This is a genomic window from Undibacterium sp. GrIS 1.2, assembly GCF_040544435.1.
Taxonomy (GTDB): domain Bacteria; phylum Pseudomonadota; class Gammaproteobacteria; order Burkholderiales; family Burkholderiaceae_D; genus Undibacterium.
In genome coordinates this window covers 1-18,477 of sequence record NZ_JBEONP010000065.1, presented here as the reverse complement: position 1 = coordinate 18,477, position 18,477 = coordinate 1, and the positions used below count along the sequence as shown (strand labels likewise).

The following is an 18,477-nucleotide window of genomic DNA, read 5'->3' as shown; positions in this document are numbered from 1 at the left end:
CAATACTGGGATCGGCGGCATTACCCCGAAACAAAAGCTAGCACTTGCCGCTTAGCCTCTACTTATCGGCCGCATTAAAAATGGGGGGATTACCGGTCTCCCATAAAAGGCTATTTCCTGAAATTTTCCTCGATATTTTTTACGCATACTTAGAGGCGACATCAATATCACTAAGCTAGTTTCCGCTTGTTGCAAATAAAGTTTTTTTGTCCGGAGTGCAGAGGTAATCAGATTATTATTAAAGACGCTTTACTTGTATGTGAGGGATGTACCGCAGCATATGCAATGCTGATATGGAGTCATCAAATTTTATCTGGACACAAAAGATCAACCTCATTGGTCGTCCAACAGGACATGGAATATATGCGTATTTTTTTAAGCTTCGTTTTTTCTTATGCAATGCATTTATCTGTGAGATCGCAGTTGCAGCGGATGAGTCCGCTTCGGAAGTAGGTACTGAGCAGGTGAAAAATGTAGCTGTCAATTCCAATAAATCAGACTACCAAATTCAATTCCAACTAAGGGCAGATAGAACTGGATTGCCCTCAGCTAATACCCGATATCGTATTACTCTTGAAAATGGGAAAGAATTTATTGGTGTTTCTGATGCAGGCGGAATGACCCAATTAATCCATGCAGACTCGCCAATAACCGCAAAATTAGAAGCACCGTATCAGAGTGGTGATCGCATCAAATTACCTAAAGTTGAGTTAATTATAGAGGTAGATGCAAAAGTCGATTTGCTTGGTTACTTTTCAAATCAAGATAAGGAAATGCTTGGGATTCAACGCATATTTCAGGTTGCCGCATCGAATTATATTTGATGGAGAATAAAATTTATGGCCGCTTTATCAGCGGAGTCGGTTCAGAAGAGCCTGCAGATTCGCTAATTTATGACACTGAATTTGATTTCAAAAACCGTACCTTATTTTTTAGAGCAAAGTTATCTGAGGGAGTGGAAATAAATAAAGATAGTGGTATACATGGCAGGCCATCAAAAGATCTATTCGAGTTCAACGGAAAAGTTCAAGGTGATTTTGTCTCAGGGACGATAGAACACAAGAGCGGATATGACCTTATAGAAAAAGGTGAAACCTTTTTCTTAGAATTGAAGCGAGATACAGGTACAGAGAAATTTTACTCACCGATTAGTCCAAAAACAAAGAATGAACTAGAAAAATATCTGTCAGATACTACTTGGCGACCAAGCTGGTAGCATAAAAAATATATCGATACAATTTGATGAAATTTTCTAGGAATCTTTTGCAATTAGCTTTGATTTAGTTCTATAAGAAAGAATGACATGTATTCCTTCGACCAACTCACACTACAAACTAAACGTTTACTACTACGTCCATTTAAGTTAGATGATGCTGCTGACTTGCTGTCGATTTTTTCTAATCCGCTTATCACAAAATATGGCACTACTTTGCCATGGACAGAGTTAGAGACTGCACAAAAAAGGATACAGCGTGATTTAAAAGAAATGCCTGAGGGTGATAGTTTGTGTTTGGCGATAGTACGATTATCTGACAATCAATTATTGGGTGACTGTTCGCTTTTTCATTTCTCTGAACAATGTCGCCGTGCCGAAATTGGTTATGTCTTGAAACATGCAGCCTGGGGGCAGGGCTATATGCAAGAGGCTTTGCTGGCATTGATTCAGTATGGATTTTCTGAACTTCGGCTCAATCGTATTGAGGCGGATATTGATCCCATGAACCTGGCATCTGCCAGATGTCTGGAGCGACTAGGTTTTAAGCTGGAGGGCATGTTGCGCGAGCGCTGGATTGTGGCCGGCGTCGTGTCAGATTCGGCTATGTATGGCTTGCTTGCGAGTGATTGGGCTGCGCGTAGTTAAGCGCTGGAGCTTGGTGATGAAGACCTGAATTCTATCGTTGTACGCCGATGTTATTAATATACTCCTATAGTGTATATATGAGTTGTCCATATAAAGTATGGACGATAAGGCATATTTATAAAAAATAAAGGGGAGTATATTGATTTCTCCCTTTATTCTCTTGCACGATCAATCGCGTTTTTCGTCCTGAAACGCCTTGGTCACGCAATAGCCTGCTGTCCCTGATGCTGCGCTGACGAATGCTCCCCATACAATGTCGATGACCGTCAAATTGGCTGACCAGCCTTTTAAGGTGGCGAGATTACTCAGATCATAGGTGCCATAGGCGACCAGACCGAGCAGTGCGCTGAGTGTGGCGGCGGTGATCCAACTTTGTTTGTACATCGCTGGAATGATCGCAAAGATCAACAGGCCGAACAAGTACACCAGATAAAACACAGCGGCGGGAATCAGCTTAGGCTCGGCCAACATGAGAGAGCCTAATTGCGACTGATAGAAATCTTTTGCGACTACCGTGAGCCAGACAAAATCGAACAGGCAAAATACGACCGTAGCGGCAAGATAGGCTGCCAGATACGCGGGTTGGATTTTTTTCATAAGTTTCCTGTAGAGCTAACAATCATCGTAGACAGCATGCAATCTAATCAGTAATCAAATACAGGAGCGAACGCCGTACTGATCAACTCTGTTCAGTATGGCGTTTGCTTGAAGGCATTATGTGATTATGCCTGTTCGGATTCCCGCTTCAGTCTGCGTACTACTTCCCAATCTAATTCGGCATCACGTTGTTTTTCTAACGCGTCGATATTTTTGATTTTTTTGCCTTCTACAAATTTACCGGATAACAAGTGGCGTGGTTTGGTTGGCGCAGAGACAAATCCGTGGCTTTCCCAGAGCGATCGGCGCAGGGTAGTGCCCGCCAAAATACCGTAATCGTCACCGCAGCTGACACCTTTTTCTGCGACGACGGATTCGCCTGCCTTGATGTATTTAGCCGCGTAGATAGTGGCTTTGGTCGCAATCCAGCGGCCGCAATGGATTTCGCCATTCAGGCTGCTAATCTCACCGCTGGCGCGTAATGTGCCCCAGGTGCTGATGTCGCCATGGCAGACAATCGCGCCGGTTTCCAGATTGCCTTGACAGGTAACATTACCCGCGAATAGCGTGCCGGTGACAGTGATATCGGTTTCGCTAAATACTTCACCTTTGCAATTGGCATCGCCTGCGATCAGGACTTCGCTGGCGCTCAAATGACCGCCGATATATTGGACTTCAATCACATCAAAGACATCATCCAATTGCACGCTGCCATGACAATCCAAGACGTCGCAAGCGAGATAGCCGAGTGCTTGTATGTCACCAAATCCACCAAAAATTTCATGATGCGCATCACGTTGCAAAATAGACGGATGAACTAATTTATCCATGTAGCTGCTGCCATCCTTGCTGGCCTTGGCTTGATCAAGTTCCAGCATGCGCGCCATCCATTCGGCATTGCAACCGGTCTTGAGTAAAAATTCTACTTCGATATCGCCGCCGCAATCGAGTGCCTGGCCGACATACAGCGATTGAACCTGAATATTGCCTGTCACAGTAATTTTGCCAAGGCAAAATACTTCTTCTGCCTGCAGATCACCGTCTACCAGCAAGTCACCGCCGACGATGAGTTGTGTTGCGATCAGCAAATCGCCCTGAATATGCACATCGCCTGTGCTGGCAAATTGCTTGCGCTTAAGTCGTTTAGCTTGAAAAGGCGCGGGTGTGTTTGACTTGGTAGACATAGTAGTTTCCAGTAGAGGGAACGCGGTGCGTCCGAGAATGAAGTCGCTATTATCCTCGGAGCTTGGCTTGCTGGGGAAGTTTAACTGACGCGATGCTTGATTGACCAAGCAGAAGCTATATTTTGATACTGAAGTTTTGTAGTTGCTCGTCGTCCTCATGACGACGAGAGGTTTTGCGCCGGATTATTTTGGCGCGGGTATCAAATAAAATCGCTACCGAGGATGGCGCGCGCTCGGTCTGGCGGCGGTCGTTGCCACGGCGGCGATCTTCTCCACTGCGGGCGCCATTGACAGAAGCAGGTGTCGCATTGCTCACGGGTTGGTCATCTGGTTTTGCCTTCTGTGGAACTTCGTCATCAGATTGCGCAACGGTTTCATAGCCCATATGACGTGTATCAGCGGGAATGACTTGGTTGACGCGAGGAAATGAAAAGAGTTTCATACAAATTTGCTGAGTATTATCTGCGACGTGCTGTATCAAGTAGTTTTAATCTAGTTAAGCTAAATAACGGCAAAACCTGCGCTAACTTAAATTAGCGACCAATTTTCTATAAGCGTGATTAAAAAGTATATTTAAATGAGCAAGTTATTGGGTGATTTTTGGGTATTCTCTTGTCATTAACGAAGCTAAAGAAAAAAAGCGTTTTGATCATTGATGCCAGCCGCGAAATATCGAAAATCGTCGCATGGCTGATTTTAAGTTGTGAGCAAAACTAAGTGCATTGTCAATGTCGATTACAATGCGCTAGCGCAAAACCAACCGAAAAAAGTACGGCAAAAAACTCAGTGGCAGATTGCGTGACTATTGAGTAATCGACGTGTGATCGATGTGTAATTGATTACGGTCGCCATATAGTTCATTTATGCCCGCGTATTTTTTCTGTTTGATAAGCGTTTCTTGCTACCTATTTTTGTAACGATGTACATCATGCCAATGAACTCCCCAGATAATCCTCAAATCCACAGCGTTTTGCCTGAGTCGGCGATAGCAATGGCGACCAAAAATATTGCCGATATTTTGTCGATGGCGATGGAGCATCAGCTTGCACATAAAGCTCTGATCGTCGCTGATCGGGGCTGCGGTTTGTCGTTGGCGCTGAGTGAAGCGTATCGACGTTGTTTACCAGACGCACAGTTCATTGATTTTGATCAGGTAAGCCCGGAAGAGATCCATGCCGTGTTTGAGACTCTAGCGCCGTCCGATCTGGTGGTATTGGTACAAACTACCAGTTTCCGTCTGGATGCCTATCGAGTAAGGGTCGAGTTATTTAAGCGTGGTTTAAAAGTGATTGAACATGTGCATCTGGCGCGCTTGTCGGCTGATGAAGCATTGATTTATATCGACAGTCTGGCCTACGATCCTGCGTATTTTCGCGGCGTCGGCCGGGTACTAAAAGATAAGATTGACCGCGCTGGCAGTGCGGTGGTCGAGAGCGGGGAGGGCGCACGTCTTGTATTTGCTTCGCCATTAGAGCCCGCTAAATTGAATATTGGCGATTACACTGGCATGACCAATGTCGGCGGCCAGTTTCCGATTGGCGAGGTATTTACTGAGGCGCAAGATTTAGAAGCGGTTAGTGGTCGCGTGAGAATTTTTGTATTTGGCGACAGTAATTTTATGGTCAACAAACCAGCTCACCCGATTACGCTGGTTGTAGAAAAAGGTCGGGTCATCGACGTCATTGATTCCACGCCCGAGTTTGATGAAGTCTTAGCCAGTATCCGTGCTGCCGAGGGCGAAGTCTGGTTGCGTGAATTGGGCTTTGGCATGAACCGGGCATTTTCAGCAGATCGTACCGTGTGCGATATCGGCACTTACGAGCGCATGTGCGGCATTCATTTATCGCTTGGTGCAAAACATGGCGTATACACCAAGCCTCAACTCAAGCGTAAAGATGCGCGTTTTCATGTTGATGTTTTTGCCGTAACCAATGCCGTGTTATTGGATGACGAAGTTGTCTACCGTGATGGTGCGTGGCTAGTGTAATTGGTGGGTTTTGTGGCCGCTAATTTGGAGGTGACTATCAAGGTCGGCTATCAGGTTCGTGTATGGCGCAGCAACAGCAAAATGCGCTTATGAATATTCAGTATCCTTCTGCTCCATAAACGATTGTCATGCGCCTTAAACGCATGTAAAGAGCGTAAGTCTTTAATCTTGTCGTAGATACTCTCGATCAATTTGCCCGTGGGCTTGCCTGCCCATGTGGCGAGATCACTTTTCTCTATGCCCTCGTAGCTTGGAATGTCGTGGCGCTGGACTGAATCAAAATCAAATCCGCTAGCGTTCAGACGATCAAACACTGTTGTTGAGAACGACGGGATGACATCGGCTGGCGGCACATGGTCTTGCACTACCCTAAAACATAAGCGTGAATTTTCTTTAATCTCTTCAATCAGGGCACGGACGTCGCCTTTGTTTTTCGCACTGACATCTCTGAACCATTGCATAGCTTTGGCAGCGGTAGAGATGACGTTGAGGAAGGGCAGTAGATTTTCTATCATGGGGATTACAAGCGGTCGCTGTCAGTATCGCGCTAGCTTACGTAAAGTTGAATTCCTTGTCTATCCGTTACGCTTAGATTTTCCACTTTGACTAGGATGACTTCTCAGAAGCACAGATCGCACGCCTTGTTCTGCGTCATTCACCGATGTTTCGCTATTGACCGAACGATCACTGCTATTGGCCGAAATCAGCGAGACATTTATTCCCACATCTATTATCTTGAACATGTCGACGCAGCAAGAGCAAATTGATTAAAAAATATAGTGGGTCTGTACAAAGTACGATCCGTTCATTTTAATAAGGGAGTCATGATGAACTCTGATATTTCGCAAGCTAGTATTCAACAATACAGAAAACAACGTCAACGTAAATCGGTGATCTGGGGATTGGTATTGATCGCAGTCGGTACTATTTTTTTATTAGAGCGGCTGGGGTATGTTGATTTGCGGCCTTACATCGGCGAAAAAATTCGCTGGTGGTACGGCTGGCCACTAGTGATCGCTATCGTTGGTTTGGTTGAGGCCTTAAGTGCCACTATGCTGGTGCAGGTGATTAAAGGGATCTCGCAAATAGCCGTAGGATTGTGGCTGTATGTTTGTCTGACCCAACTCTGGGACTGGACATTTCAAACCAGTTGGCCGATTATCCTCATCATTTTTGGCGTTACTTGGGTCGCTACCGGCATAACGAATTTGTCAGAAAAATCAAATAAGGAATCACAATCATGAACCAGTCACATAATCAACGTCGTGTCTTAATTGGCGCTATCGTTATCATCTTTGGTGTGTTGGCGTTGGTAGACAACTTACATTGGTTTAACGCTCGCGACTATATTCAATTCTGGCCCATGGTATTCATTGCTTTTGGCGTTCTAAAACTGTCGCAGACGCGTGCTACTTCGGGCTATATCATCGCTGGTGGACTAATTGCCGCCGGAGCGTTGATGACATTGTCCAACCTTGGTTTTATTATTTTCCGGATGCGTGACTGGTGGCCGTTGTTTATTATCGTGGCTGGTCTCGCGGTCGTCTTCAAGGGGGTACGCAAAGACCGCTTTAGCGACAATAATAGTGATCAGCTTGGCGATAATGCCAATACGGGATTATCTGGTTTGAGCAGCATGGGCGATAGCAGTATCGACGCAGTCGCTGTCATGAGTGGCAACAATATGAAGGTCGTGTCGCAAAATTTTCGGGGTGGTGAAGCGACCGCAATTATGGGCTCAGTAGAGATCGATTTACGCCAGGCATCTATTCAGTCTGAAGCAGTCTTGCAAGTCTTTGCTGTCTGGGGAGGCATCTCTTTAAAAGTACCTGCTGATTGGACCATTGTCAGTAATGGCATACCGATTATGGGCGGGATTGAAGATAAAACTATTCCTCCGATGACGGCGACCAAACGCTTGGTGATTGAAGGTTATGTCGTAATGGGTGGTGTTGAGATCAAAAATTAATTTGTATTTATATAGATCAGGACTTATGCAAAATTTCGCTAGCAAAGTGCTGCAACCCAGTTAGGGCAGTTTTGCGTAAGTTCTATAAATGTAATTGGCTCTATTTATTAGCTTTATTTATATCAAGCACACCGATTAGACCAATGATAAAACCAATTGTCTCTAGCATGCGTAAGTTGATGTGGTACCTGATGGCATGGCTATTGGCTGGCGTGGTGATTGCTGCCTTATTAGTGACAATGGCAAATATTAGTTGGGGAGCAGGTCTTGGGTTTGCCGTCCCGGTTAGTTTGATTTATGGTTTTGTCGCTGCTTCTGCATTCTATGTTTGCCGCTCTTTGCCTTTTGAAAAGCGGCAATTTCTTTTGACGCTGGTGATTTTTGGCGGCGCGTCATTGTTGTCTGGATTGATGTGGCTATTGCTCTGCTACGCATGGAATTATTTGGCGCAAGCAATACGCCATTCATTTTTATATGGTGCAGATACAGATAGTAATTTGGCTGTAAATTTAATTGTAATAACGCAGCCGATGTCAGTCATGTTGTTTGTAGCTGGTTGTGGTTTTTATTTGCTTTCTATCTTAGTGCATGACGTTCTGATTGCACTTGACAATATGCGCCTTGCAGATCGCCGTGCAGCAGAGTCCCGGGTACAGGCGCGTGATGCAGAGTTGCAGGTTTTACGGACACAAATCAATCCTCATTTTTTGTTTAATAGCCTGAATTCAATCAGCGCTTTAACCTCGATTGATCCAGTTGCCGCTCGTACGATGACTTTGGAGTTAGCGCAATTTTTTCGTCAGACTTTGGCTTTGTCGGAAAAAGAACAGATTCCCTTAGTAGATGAAATCACCTTATGTCAGCATTTTTTAGCGATAGAAAAAATCCGCTTTGGTAAAAAATTACAAAGCGATATCCTGGTTAGCGACACTGCGCAAGCGGCATTGATACCGCCTATGTTATTACAGCCTTGTATTGAGAACGCGATCAAACATGGTATCCGTGATTTGACTGAGGGTGGAACCATTACGCTACGCGCAATGACAAGAGGTGACTGGTTACATGTCACGATAGAAAATCCCGTTGATATCAGCCCAAGTGCGACCGTAGGAAATGGCTTAGGCTTAAAAAATAGTCAGCAACGCTTACGTTCTTTGTATGGTGAAAAAGCGCGTATCAGTTGGACAAGAAATACAGAATTCTTTATCGTAGAAATAGCGATACCACTTAGTATCGTCAATCTTTAAAAATACCAAAAAATGATGAATCCTATAAATGTATTGATCGTTGATGATGAGGAATTAGCGCGATGCTTGATCCGGGAATATCTGCGCGCGCATCCAGATATTGTCATCGTAGGTGAGGCAGAGCACGGACTTGATGCGGTGAAGCAGATCAACGCGCTTAATCCTGATTTAATATTTTTAGATATCCAGATGCCTAAGCTGACTGGCTTGGAAGTGCTGGAGCTGACGGGCAGACAGACCGGGGTGATCTTTACTACCGCTTACGATCAATATGCCCTTAAGGCATTTGATCTACATGCGATTGATTATTTCCTCAAACCATTTTCACAAACACGATTTGATGAGGCCCTTGCGCAGGTACGTAAATCAATCGCGCAACTGGTCAATCCGCAAGCCACCGCGATCCAGTAATTGCTGGCTGAGCCGGGCAAACTACTGGACCGTATTTTGATCCGTGACCGAACTCAGGTACATGTTATTCCGGTGGATAAGATGGAGTATGTAGAAGCGCAGGATGACTACATCAGTATTGTCAGCGACGCAAAATCTTACCTGAAGACGCAATCTTTGTCGGAGCTGGAAGCGCAGCTAGATCCGAAAAAATTTGTGCGTGTGCATCGTTCATATTTAATCAATATTGAACAGCTGAAAAGTATAGAACGTAGCACCAAAGACAGTCATGTTGCGATCATGCACTCTGGCAAACAGATTCCGATCAGCCGGACTGGTTATGAGCGCATCAGGCAGATTATGTAAACAGGTCATGTCAGCAGATCATGCAAATTAAATGACACAAAAATCACAATTACTTAGGGCTAATTGAAATAGATAATCACTAAGTTCTGGCGCAAGAAGGCCTTATTATGTTGCGTAAAACTAACGGGCGATATTGGGCAGTAATCGACTATTGTGTGGCATTTACGCACTTTGCCAGCGCTAACAATCGACGAAAAACGATCTAAAAATTGACAGCCGCTACTGATAATTTTTGGTCGCCTCAGATGGAGTATTTTTTGAATAGTTCACTTTTTTCTCAAAAAAACATAAAAAACAATGTTTTTTACCTCACGCAGCGATAAGTCTTTTGCTCGCATTTCATTATCGCTTTTTATTCGCTAGTCCCATCCTAAAAAACAAGTAAAGAACTTGTAAGCAATTGTATTGACTTCATTCCATGACGGTCAGATACTGCAATGCTATGAAAAAGAGACCCTCTTTTTCAGTCTATTTCAATAACGATCCCATAAAGATTCTGAGACTCCGATGAAAAAATCACTCGTATTATTTACTGCGCTGACAGCATTGAGCAGCGCTATCAGCGTTGCTTACGCCAACGAAGGCATGTGGATGCCGCAACAATTGCCAGCGATCGCCAAGCAATTAAAAGCGGCTGGCTTAAAGCTCGATCCTGCCAGCTTAACTAAATTGACTGAGTTCCCTATGGGCGCGATCGTTAGCTTGGGTGGTTGCTCCGCATCGTTTGTTTCGGATCAAGGTCTGGTGATTACTAATCACCACTGTGCTTACGACAGTATTGCCCGTAACTCCACACCAGAACGCAACTATCTGGCTAATGGGTTTTTGGCAAAGACGATGGCGGATGAACTTCCAGCGTCCCCAGGTAGCCGGGTTTTTGTCACTAAGGATGTCAAAGATGTCAGTTCTAAAATCATTAGTCCTGAGGTCGCTAAGTTAGTCGGTAAGGCGCGAGTAGATGCGATAGAAAAGAATGAAAAAGCATTAGTAGCAGAATGCGAAAAAGATGTCGGCCATCGCTGCAATGTTTATCCTTACTATGGTGGCTTAGAGTATTACCTGATCAAGCAATTAGAAATTAAAGACGTGCGCCTGGTACATGCACCAGCCGAAGGTGTAGGTAAATTTGGTGGTGATACCGATAACTGGATGTGGCCACGTCACACCGGTGACTATAGCTTCTTGCGTGCTTATGTCAGCAAAGACGGTAAGTCAGCAGAATTCAGTAAAGATAACGTCCCATACAAGCCTACGCACTATCTGCGTCTGGCTAAAGAGGGCGTGAAAGAAGGCGACTTCGTCATGGTAACTGGTTATCCGGGACGTACCAATCGCCATCGTTTGCCGTCAGAAGTTGCTTATACATTTGACTGGAACTATCCAGCCTATGTCAAAGCCTCTGGCGAACAACTGGCTGTGATCGAACGTGAAACCAAAGATAGCCCGGACAAAAAATTGAAATACGCTGGCATGGTTGCAGGCGTTAACAATTACTATAAAAACCGCCAGGGTATGTTGGATAGCTATGCCGGTAGTGATTTATTAGCCCGCAAGCAAAAAGAACATGCGGACTTGAAGACATGGATCAATGCTGATGCTGGCCGTAAGCAAATGTATGCAGCAGACATCGACGCGATCGAAAAACTCATCGCTGAGCGTGATGCAGAAAACCGCCGTGACTTCTTGCTGGCCTATTCCTCACCTCGTTTGTTAGCTTCTGCACGTAGTATGTATCGCCTGGCAAATGAGTCAACCAAGCCAGATGCAGAACGCAAATCTGGTTTCCAGACACGCGATCTGCCACGCTTTAAAGCGGGTGTCGCCGCGGTAGATCGTAGCTACGATGAGACCGTTGATAAAGCATTGGTACTGAACTTCATGACCAAGTATGCAGCGCAAGCGAGCAAAGACCGCAATGCGAATTTTGATGCTGCCGTTGGTATTAAAGATGGTATGAAAGAAGCCGACATTAAAGCTCTCTTGGATGCAATGTATGCGGGTAGCAAACTGGCGATCAAAGAAGAACGCGCTCCTTGGCTGGAACGCAAACCAGATGATTTCAAAGCTAGTAATGACAGTTTCATCAAAGCTGCTGTTGCGATGTATGACGAAAGTCTGAAGCGTGAAGCACGTGACGAAGAGATGGCTGGCAAAATTCAGCAAGCCTATGCAAATTATATGAAGGCAAAAATCGCTTTCATGAATAGCAAAGGTCAAGCGGTTTATCCTGATGCTAACAGCACTTTGCGTGTTACTTTTGGTAAAGTCGCTGGTCGTCCATATGGTGTTGATGGCACAAGTTGGACCGCCTTTACCAGCCTGCATGGTATCGAGAAAAAAGCGACTGGTACTGGTGAGTTTAATGCCCCACAAAACCAATTGGATGCAATCAAATCCAGCAAATACGGTGCCGACAGCAAATACTATGATGCCAAGTTGAAATCAGTGCCGGTCAATTTTATGGCTACATTGGATATTACAGGCGGTAACTCTGGCTCTGCAGCATTGAATGCCAAAGGTGAATTAGTTGGCTTGGCATTTGACGGCACTTTAGATTCCATCATCTCTGACTGGGATTTCAACGATGCAAACACACGCGATATCCAAGTAGATTTGCGCTATGTATTGTGGGAAATGAAAAACGTTGATAAAGCCGATAACCTGCTGAAAGAATTACGCGTAGAGTAATTAGCTAAAGTAATAAAGAAAAAAGACGCCGTTCTTTGAACGGCGTCTTTTTTTATTTCTATTCAGACTAAAACAGCAACTGGTAGCAAGCGTAGTGTCAATGAGTCGCGATATTCAACGACAAAAACTTATGATGGCAATGCGTTCAGCCGTCCGGCTTCTGCCATTTCTCTTATGACGCGTATCGTATCAATATCCGCTTCCTGATAAGCAGAGCGGCGATATTCGTTGTACATCTCATTCGCGATATCTTCTTCCGCGCTATGACCATCGTCATATAAAAAACGCACGAATAAAGCATCCGGCGAGGGTTCTTCAATCTTCATTAATAGCGACGACTGAGGAATATCCTTCTGCGCTGCTACGTCATACAACACCGAGTCAAGTTCGACAAAACGAACCTCATCGCTAATCACTAAATCGCCATAACGCAGACTACGTGAGAATCCGTTTGTATTGCGTGCAGTGATCGTACTCTCATCAAGGTAAGGCACAAATAACTTGGGAGACTCAGCGCGCAACACCAAGCCACGCCACAATTGTTCGCGCGTAATGACATCGTTCAACGGATTAAGTATGTCGTTAATTTCTACTAAGTGTTCAAATTTCATATGCAAATTCCTTGTGGACAGTGCTTAGTTTACTCTGCTTCTAAACCAATTGCCACGAAGGCGAGTCGAGCCTACTTTTGGCTTTGAGATTGAGTTTCAAATTCAGGCGATCTATGTCGCGATCAAAAACAGAGTATTAATCCGGATAAATTTAACTCACAAAATCACAAAAATTTCATATCAAACGCACGCTCTATGAACCAGATCGCTGCCAGAATGGCGATGACGACCGAGCCACCAATCAAGATTAGCCGCCGATAAAACCAGCTTGTTCTTAATGCAAATGCGACTGGTAAAAATGCGGCAACAATCGCTAACTGACCACCCTCAACGCCCAAATTAAATCCGACCAATGCCAGGATCAAGGCACCTTGCGGCAATCCAAGATCAGTCAACACGCTGGCAAATCCGAATCCGTGTATCAAGCCAAATAAAAATGCCATGACCCAGCGTCGTTCCCGGAATAGAGGATAAATATTATTTAGTGCCGCGATGACTACCGATGCCGCAATCGTCGATTCTACCCAACGCGATGGCAAACTAATGACACCTAAAGTCGCCAGTGTCAGCGTGATGGAATGCGCCAGCGTAAACGCCGTAACGATTTTTAATACCGACCAAAATGCGGGCTTAAAAGCGCTGACGGCCTGCCATTTTTTATCCTGGCGTAACACCACTGCCGGCAGGAGTAAAGCTAACAAAAATAGAATATGATCAAAGCCGATCCAGATATGCCAGACACCTTCTCGGGCATAGTCCACGAATTGTTTGAAGCGACTGACTTCACTGAGCTTGAATTCCTGAGTTGCTTTATCTGGACTAAATATCGCGGTACTGGATTGCCCCTGATAATCGAGCCGTAACAAGCCCTTGTGCTGAGGATCGATATCAAAAAATAGATTATATTTGGCTTGCAATACGCTGATGGGCGCAGGACATTCTGCTTTAAAGCGCATCACTGCATAAGCACCATCTGTATGATCATCCACCAAATGTTCCGTTACTTGTATTGGACAATCCTTGCCTTGCGCTGAGACGTGCAAGCGGGACATGGCATAGGCTGTAATCTCTGAGTGCTTAGCACGAACTTCACCCCAGGTAATTTCGGCATCTCCATTGGCGTCAAGGCCAATCGCAAAATCTAAATCGCGCAGGGCGATATCCCATTGTCCGGTGATAGCGTTGTCCTTTACGCTCAGACTAAGATAACTGTCGCTGGGTTTGTGGGCAGATGCGGTCAGAGCAAAAAACAGACCGGCTAACAAGAGAATTAAGCGTTTCATTGATGAGCTACCTGCATTGCTTGTAGTTGTTTTAATTGCTGACCCAGCTTGATTAAATAAGCGTCTTCTATGTGACTGCTATCGAGCCATTGCAAAACGGCTTGAGCCGCATTGGGGTCTTTGAGTGCTAAGGCGGATTCCAAAAAGATGCGCGCATCACGTGGTTCTAATTGTACTTTCCAGTTTTCTTGCGCCAGAGCCAGTGCTTTTTTAGGATTAGCTTTGACTTGCAGTTCGAATCTGGCTTCTTCTTGCTGATGTACTGTGTCGCCCCTTAGCTGTGCTGCGACATAGCGTGCTGCTAATATGGATTCACTTTCTTTTGCTTCCGGCATATTCAGAGTTCGCTCAGCAAATACCAGGCGCAGCAATAAGTTATCCGAACGAATTTTGTCTTTTAACAGCGTGACCACTTCGGCCGGGCGTTTCTGGTCTAACAGAAAATCTGCATACGCCGCGAGTAGAAATGTGTCTTGAATACCCAGTGCCAATGCTTGTTTGAAATGTACTTCGGTGCGTTCAATTTTCCCTTGCCTCTGACTTAGTTCGGCAAGTCGTATCAGTACCCACAATTGTAGATCGGGCGCGACCTTATCTCCGTCGCTTTGTGCGTCTTTTAAAGCATCGTTAAAAGTGGTGTTTAAGGTATCGTAGGCGCTGGCTAATTTCCCGGTTAAACCATCAACCATGGTTTCGCAGCCGACTACGATCAAATCATTGGTTAGCCCATCCAGCGCGCGGCAATCCGATCTGGCCAAATCATATCGGGCCTGAACAATTTCAATCACCGCTCTCAGCACACGAGCTTGAGGATTTTTTGGATCGCGTGCGATTGCCTTATTCAGATCCGATGTCGCACCAGAAAAATCGTGGCGGAATTGCAACAGCCCTGCACGTAACACCTGGACGTCGATTGGCGGCTCCGGCATATCCCACCAAGGCTTGAGTGCCGCCTCTGCATAGCCCAGATAACGCGGATCGCCTTCTTCCCCAACCATTCCATAATAGCGACGCGCCAGTTTGACAGCGACCTCAACATTCTTTGGGTTGCGCTGCAACTCAGCACGCATCTGCGCCAGCTCACGTGCCACAGGATCATTGGGCTTAAATGGTAGTCGCTCCAGCACGGTCGCGTCATTGGGCGGGATGTGCACTGCTGAAAATGCTGTTGCTGCAGTGCAAAACAAGAGGCAAGTAATGACTAAATGCCGAGGAAGAATATGAGCGGAGAAAGGCATAAAAAAAATCCTAAAACTGATACTGTTGCTAAGTATGGTTGCGCGGATGTCAGGTCAACAAGCAAGATTGCAGATATTTCTATGAAGTGTATGTTGTTAAAGCAGTTGATCAGTATTTAACAAAGATCGCTAATTGTCTCCTTAATTGCTTCATTATTTTGTGTGTTACTTTCGGGTCAATTCCAGTTCGATTAAAAAAATATAAATCTTTTTAAAAATAAACGTCAACCACTTATAATTACTTTGGGTTAAAGGTACAGGTTCACATGAATAATAGATGTTTAATTTAATAGTTCTAATTACAGGGGTATAAAAATGAAGAAACTCATCGCTGCTTTGGTTACTTGCTTGTTCGCCGCATCCGCTTTCGCTGCTTCTCATACGGCTGCTCCTTCTGCTTCTGCAATGGCATCTGCACCAGCCGCCTCCGCAGCTGCATCAATGGACGCGTCAGCTCCAAAGATGAAGAAAAAACACGCTAAAAAAATGAAAGCTGCAGACGCTTCTGCATCAGCTGCCGCACCGGCCGCATCGAAGTAAACTGTAAGCTACAACAGAGCGGTGTGGATTGATTCACACCGCTATCGATTGCCAATGAGCCTCCTCTTCCCACGAAGACGAGGCTTTTATTTTTTTGCCCAAGTTTATCGTATAGCAATGATGTTGCATTTTTTGTAAATCTTCGCCGTTGGTGTATGAAAAGCTGCTTACTCAGGCGCTTGCCGGCAATTTGATCAGTGCAGCGGCTATACTGAATACGGCTACAATAGTGGCTGTCCAGATATCTCATTACGATCTTCAGATATACCAATTCAGTTCTGCTGTTCTGTTTTACATCACCTCAAAGTACATCCTATTCATGTCCCATGGCCTTAACCAACCCCAACGCGATGCAGTTAATTATATGGACGGCCCTTGTTTAGTGCTGGCGGGTGCGGGGTCGGGTAAGACACGGGTCATTACGCAAAAAATCGCCAACCTGATAGAAAAGCATGGCTATGATCCCAAGCACATTGCGGCGCTGACATTTACAAATAAAGCCGCGCTGGAGATGCAGGAGCGTATCGCCAAGATTTTGCAGGAACCTAAAAAAGCCAAGCAACTCACGGTATCGACCTTCCACTCTCTTGGGGTCAAAATTTTGCGGCAAGAGGCGCGGGCCTTGGGTTTGAAGGACCGGTTTTCGATCATGGACAGCGATGATTGCTTTTCTTTGGTGCAAGACTTAGCAATCACGACAGATAAGCAATTGATACGCCGTATTCAGACCGCGATGTCGCTCTGGAAAAATCGATTGATCGATCCTGAGCTGGCAATCCAGCAAGCGCAGGATGAAGATGAGGCAACCGCCGCCCGGATTTATCGCAGTTATGTAGCGACCTTGTCTGCTTACCAGGCGGTTGATTTTGATGATCTGATCCGCCTGCCTGTTGAGTTATTCCGTACCAACGAACAAGTACGCGATAAATGGCAGCGGCGTTTGCGCTATTTGCTTGTGGATGAGTATCAGGATACCAATACCTGTCAGTACGAACTGGTTAAACTGCTAGTCACCGGCATAGGCAAAAAACCGATGTTCACTGCCGTGGGCGACGACGATCAGGCGATTTACGCCTGGCGCGGTGCAACGATAGAAAATTTGAAGACGCTGGGTATCGACTTCCCCGATTTAAAGCTGATCAAACTGGAGCAAAATTACCGCTCCAGTACCCGCATTTTGCAGGCAGCGAATTCTGTTATTGGCAATAATCCTAAATTATTTGATAAATCGCTCTGGTCCGAACACGGGCTCGGTGATCCGGTCAAAGTCTTGGGTATGCAAGATGATGAGCTAGAGGCGGATCAAGTCGCTATCATGATTTCTGCCCATCGCTTTGAGCGTCGCGCCAAATGGTCGGATTACGCTATTTTGTACCGTGGCAATCATCAGGCGCGCGTGATTGAGAAGGCTCTGCGTAAAGAGCGCATTCCTTACACTATCTCTGGCGGACAAAGCTTTTTCGATAAAGCGGAGATCAAAGATATTATTTCTTATCTGCGTCTGATCGCTAACGAAGACGACGACCCGGCCTTCATCCGTGCTATCACCACGCCCAAACGCGGTGTCGGTCAGGCTACCTTAGAGGTGTTAGGCGCGTTTGCCGGACAATGGCAATGCTCTTTATTTGAAGCCGTATTCAAAGGTGGGATAGAGGCGAAATTGACCGACCGCCAGCTCACTCCTTTACGTGATTTCTGTACCTTCATCAATCAGGTTGAAGCACATGCGCACCGCGAAACCCATGCAGGAACCTTGCTCGACGATCTGATGAAAGAGATCAATTATGAAGGCTATCTTTACGACAGTTTTGATGATAGAGCGGCGCAAGCCAAATGGCAAAATGTACTCGATTTCACCAACTGGCTCAAAGAAAAAGGCAGTGGCGGCAAAGAAGGTACCGACGATCATCGCAGCCTGTTGGACTTAACCCAAATGGTCGCATTGATGACCATGATGGAAGGCAAGGATGAAGACCCCGACGCCGTCAGAATGTCCACCTTACATGCGTCCAAGGGGCTGGAGTTTCCCCACGTGTTTTTGGTCGGAGTGGAAGAGGGCATCTTGCCGCATAAAGGCGACCTCGATGCGCCGGTAGAAACCATCGCCGCCCGTATCGAGGAAGAACGTCGTCTGATGTACGTCGGCATCACACGCGCTCAGCGTAGTCTGCATATCACTTGGTGCAAAAAGCGCAAACGTGCTAGTGCGCCGGTGCATTGCGATGTCTCCCGCTTTATTAAAGAGATGAAATTAGACGAGGGCGATGCCGTGCCGACCGAGGCAGAAACGATCACGCCGCAAAATCGTCTGGCGAATTTGAAAGCCTTGTTAAGTCGTCCAAAAGAATAAAATTGAGAGATATTTATGTCGATTTAAATATACTCTCAATTATTTTTATAGAAATAGCCGGCGGATTCAGCTACGAAGAGCAACATTGAATAAAAAGTCAAAGGGTCAGATGCGATAGCATTCATGCCTTTTGACCAGCCAGTCGAAAGTTGCCGAATATGCGCTA

The 18,477-nt window shown here is 45.5% G+C and carries 19 protein-coding genes; 12 read left to right on the top strand and 7 right to left on the bottom strand.

Going from position 1 to position 18,477, the window contains the following annotated elements:
• Positions 1-293 precede the first annotated feature (293 nt).
• The 3 genes from AAKU61_RS19840 to AAKU61_RS19830 all read left to right on the top strand — a co-directional run bounded on the left by AAKU61_RS19840 (position 294) and on the right by AAKU61_RS19830 (position 1,861).
• Entirely contained in the window at positions 294-824 is a 531-nt protein-coding gene (locus tag AAKU61_RS19840) for a hypothetical protein (RefSeq protein WP_354335075.1), read from the top strand.
• Positions 824-1,216 (top strand): hypothetical protein, encoded by a 393-nt coding sequence (locus AAKU61_RS19835; RefSeq protein WP_354335073.1) that lies wholly within the window; start codon positions 824-826, stop codon positions 1,214-1,216. The genes AAKU61_RS19840 and AAKU61_RS19835 overlap by 1 nt, the downstream gene beginning before the upstream one ends.
• An 87-nt stretch (positions 1,217-1,303) precedes the next feature.
• Positions 1,304-1,861, top strand: a complete 558-nt coding sequence (locus AAKU61_RS19830; protein WP_354335071.1) for a GNAT family N-acetyltransferase — start codon at positions 1,304-1,306, stop codon at positions 1,859-1,861.
• A gap of 168 nt (positions 1,862-2,029) precedes the next feature.
• On the opposite strand, the gene AAKU61_RS19825 is transcribed toward AAKU61_RS19830, so the two are convergent.
• The 3 genes from AAKU61_RS19825 to AAKU61_RS19815 form a co-directional block, all read right to left on the bottom strand.
• A complete protein-coding gene (locus AAKU61_RS19825; RefSeq protein WP_354335069.1) occupies positions 2,030-2,458 on the bottom strand; it encodes a DUF2177 family protein in 429 nt (142 codons plus the stop codon).
• 125 nt (positions 2,459-2,583) lie between these two features.
• A complete protein-coding gene (locus tag AAKU61_RS19820; RefSeq protein ID WP_354335067.1) occupies positions 2,584-3,642 on the bottom strand; it encodes a bactofilin family protein in 1,059 nt (352 codons plus the stop codon).
• 115 nt (positions 3,643-3,757) lie between these two features.
• Entirely contained in the window at positions 3,758-4,084 is a 327-nt protein-coding gene (locus tag AAKU61_RS19815) for a hypothetical protein (RefSeq protein ID WP_354335065.1), read from the bottom strand.
• A gap of 486 nt (positions 4,085-4,570) precedes the next feature.
• On the opposite strand from AAKU61_RS19815, the gene AAKU61_RS19810 reads away from it, so the two are divergent.
• Positions 4,571-5,629 (top strand): M29 family metallopeptidase, encoded by a 1,059-nt coding sequence (locus AAKU61_RS19810; protein WP_354335063.1) that lies wholly within the window; start codon positions 4,571-4,573, stop codon positions 5,627-5,629.
• A 50-nt stretch (positions 5,630-5,679) separates the two neighbouring features.
• Here the strand turns inward: AAKU61_RS19810 and AAKU61_RS19805 are convergent, their stop codons facing one another.
• Positions 5,680-6,144, bottom strand: a complete 465-nt coding sequence (locus tag AAKU61_RS19805; protein WP_322117813.1) for a hypothetical protein — start codon at positions 6,142-6,144, stop codon at positions 5,680-5,682.
• Between the two features lie 312 nt (positions 6,145-6,456).
• Between AAKU61_RS19805 and AAKU61_RS19800 the strand changes: the two genes are divergently transcribed.
• From AAKU61_RS19800 to AAKU61_RS19775, 6 genes are all read left to right on the top strand, one after another.
• Entirely contained in the window at positions 6,457-6,873 is a 417-nt protein-coding gene (locus AAKU61_RS19800; protein WP_354335060.1) for a LiaI-LiaF-like domain-containing protein, read from the top strand.
• Entirely contained in the window at positions 6,870-7,598 is a 729-nt protein-coding gene (locus AAKU61_RS19795; RefSeq protein WP_354335059.1) for a LiaI-LiaF-like domain-containing protein, read from the top strand. The genes AAKU61_RS19800 and AAKU61_RS19795 overlap by 4 nt, the downstream gene beginning before the upstream one ends.
• 143 nt (positions 7,599-7,741) lie before the next feature.
• Positions 7,742-8,845 (top strand): sensor histidine kinase, encoded by a 1,104-nt coding sequence (locus AAKU61_RS19790; protein WP_354335057.1) that lies wholly within the window; start codon positions 7,742-7,744, stop codon positions 8,843-8,845.
• A 15-nt stretch (positions 8,846-8,860) separates the two neighbouring features.
• Entirely contained in the window at positions 8,861-9,256 is a 396-nt protein-coding gene (locus AAKU61_RS19785; protein ID WP_354335056.1) for a LytR/AlgR family response regulator transcription factor, read from the top strand.
• Between the two features lie 36 nt (positions 9,257-9,292).
• Positions 9,293-9,601, top strand: a complete 309-nt coding sequence (locus AAKU61_RS19780) for a LytR/AlgR family response regulator transcription factor (protein WP_354335054.1) — start codon at positions 9,293-9,295, stop codon at positions 9,599-9,601.
• A 507-nt stretch (positions 9,602-10,108) separates the two neighbouring features.
• Positions 10,109-12,289 (top strand): S46 family peptidase, encoded by a 2,181-nt coding sequence (locus AAKU61_RS19775; RefSeq protein WP_354335052.1) that lies wholly within the window; start codon positions 10,109-10,111, stop codon positions 12,287-12,289.
• A gap of 128 nt (positions 12,290-12,417) precedes the next feature.
• Here the strand turns inward: AAKU61_RS19775 and AAKU61_RS19770 are convergent, their stop codons facing one another.
• From AAKU61_RS19770 to AAKU61_RS19760, 3 genes are all read right to left on the bottom strand, one after another.
• Positions 12,418-12,900, bottom strand: coding sequence for an SRPBCC family protein (locus AAKU61_RS19770; RefSeq protein WP_322117819.1), 483 nt, complete (start codon positions 12,898-12,900; stop codon positions 12,418-12,420).
• A 164-nt stretch (positions 12,901-13,064) separates the two neighbouring features.
• On the bottom strand, positions 13,065-14,183 hold the full coding sequence (locus tag AAKU61_RS19765; RefSeq protein WP_354335049.1) for a HupE/UreJ family protein: 1,119 nt from the start codon (positions 14,181-14,183) through the stop codon (positions 13,065-13,067).
• Entirely contained in the window at positions 14,180-15,421 is a 1,242-nt protein-coding gene (locus tag AAKU61_RS19760) for a tetratricopeptide repeat protein (RefSeq protein WP_354335047.1), read from the bottom strand. Before AAKU61_RS19760 ends, AAKU61_RS19765 begins: the two co-directional genes overlap by 4 nt.
• Before the next feature lie 315 nt (positions 15,422-15,736).
• Between AAKU61_RS19760 and AAKU61_RS19755 the strand changes: the two genes are divergently transcribed.
• Complete coding sequence (locus tag AAKU61_RS19755; RefSeq protein ID WP_354335045.1) at positions 15,737-15,961, top strand: hypothetical protein; 225 nt, start codon at positions 15,737-15,739, stop codon at positions 15,959-15,961.
• 319 nt (positions 15,962-16,280) lie between these two features.
• A complete protein-coding gene (locus tag AAKU61_RS19750; protein ID WP_354335043.1) occupies positions 16,281-18,311 on the top strand; it encodes a UvrD-helicase domain-containing protein in 2,031 nt (676 codons plus the stop codon).
• Positions 18,312-18,477 lie beyond the last annotated feature (166 nt).

Coding starts and splice junctions, on each gene's coding strand:
- AAKU61_RS19840 (WP_354335075.1), top strand. CDS start 294: ATGGAGTCATCAAATTTTATCTGGACACAAAAGATCAACCTCATTGGT.
- AAKU61_RS19835 (WP_354335073.1), top strand. CDS start 824: ATGGAGAATAAAATTTATGGCCGCTTTATCAGCGGAGTCGGTTCAGAA.
- AAKU61_RS19830 (WP_354335071.1), top strand. CDS start 1,304: ATGTATTCCTTCGACCAACTCACACTACAAACTAAACGTTTACTACTA.
- AAKU61_RS19825 (WP_354335069.1), bottom strand. CDS start 2,458: ATGAAAAAAATCCAACCCGCGTATCTGGCAGCCTATCTTGCCGCTACG.
- AAKU61_RS19820 (WP_354335067.1), bottom strand. CDS start 3,642: ATGTCTACCAAGTCAAACACACCCGCGCCTTTTCAAGCTAAACGACTT.
- AAKU61_RS19815 (WP_354335065.1), bottom strand. CDS start 4,084: ATGAAACTCTTTTCATTTCCTCGCGTCAACCAAGTCATTCCCGCTGAT.
- AAKU61_RS19810 (WP_354335063.1), top strand. CDS start 4,571: ATGCCAATGAACTCCCCAGATAATCCTCAAATCCACAGCGTTTTGCCT.
- AAKU61_RS19805 (WP_322117813.1), bottom strand. CDS start 6,144: ATGATAGAAAATCTACTGCCCTTCCTCAACGTCATCTCTACCGCTGCC.
- AAKU61_RS19800 (WP_354335060.1), top strand. CDS start 6,457: ATGAACTCTGATATTTCGCAAGCTAGTATTCAACAATACAGAAAACAA.
- AAKU61_RS19795 (WP_354335059.1), top strand. CDS start 6,870: ATGAACCAGTCACATAATCAACGTCGTGTCTTAATTGGCGCTATCGTT.
- AAKU61_RS19790 (WP_354335057.1), top strand. CDS start 7,742: ATGATAAAACCAATTGTCTCTAGCATGCGTAAGTTGATGTGGTACCTG.
- AAKU61_RS19785 (WP_354335056.1), top strand. CDS start 8,861: ATGAATCCTATAAATGTATTGATCGTTGATGATGAGGAATTAGCGCGA.
- AAKU61_RS19775 (WP_354335052.1), top strand. CDS start 10,109: ATGAAAAAATCACTCGTATTATTTACTGCGCTGACAGCATTGAGCAGC.
- AAKU61_RS19770 (WP_322117819.1), bottom strand. CDS start 12,900: ATGAAATTTGAACACTTAGTAGAAATTAACGACATACTTAATCCGTTG.
- AAKU61_RS19765 (WP_354335049.1), bottom strand. CDS start 14,183: ATGAAACGCTTAATTCTCTTGTTAGCCGGTCTGTTTTTTGCTCTGACC.
- AAKU61_RS19760 (WP_354335047.1), bottom strand. CDS start 15,421: ATGCCTTTCTCCGCTCATATTCTTCCTCGGCATTTAGTCATTACTTGC.
- AAKU61_RS19755 (WP_354335045.1), top strand. CDS start 15,737: ATGAAGAAACTCATCGCTGCTTTGGTTACTTGCTTGTTCGCCGCATCC.
- AAKU61_RS19750 (WP_354335043.1), top strand. CDS start 16,281: ATGTCCCATGGCCTTAACCAACCCCAACGCGATGCAGTTAATTATATG.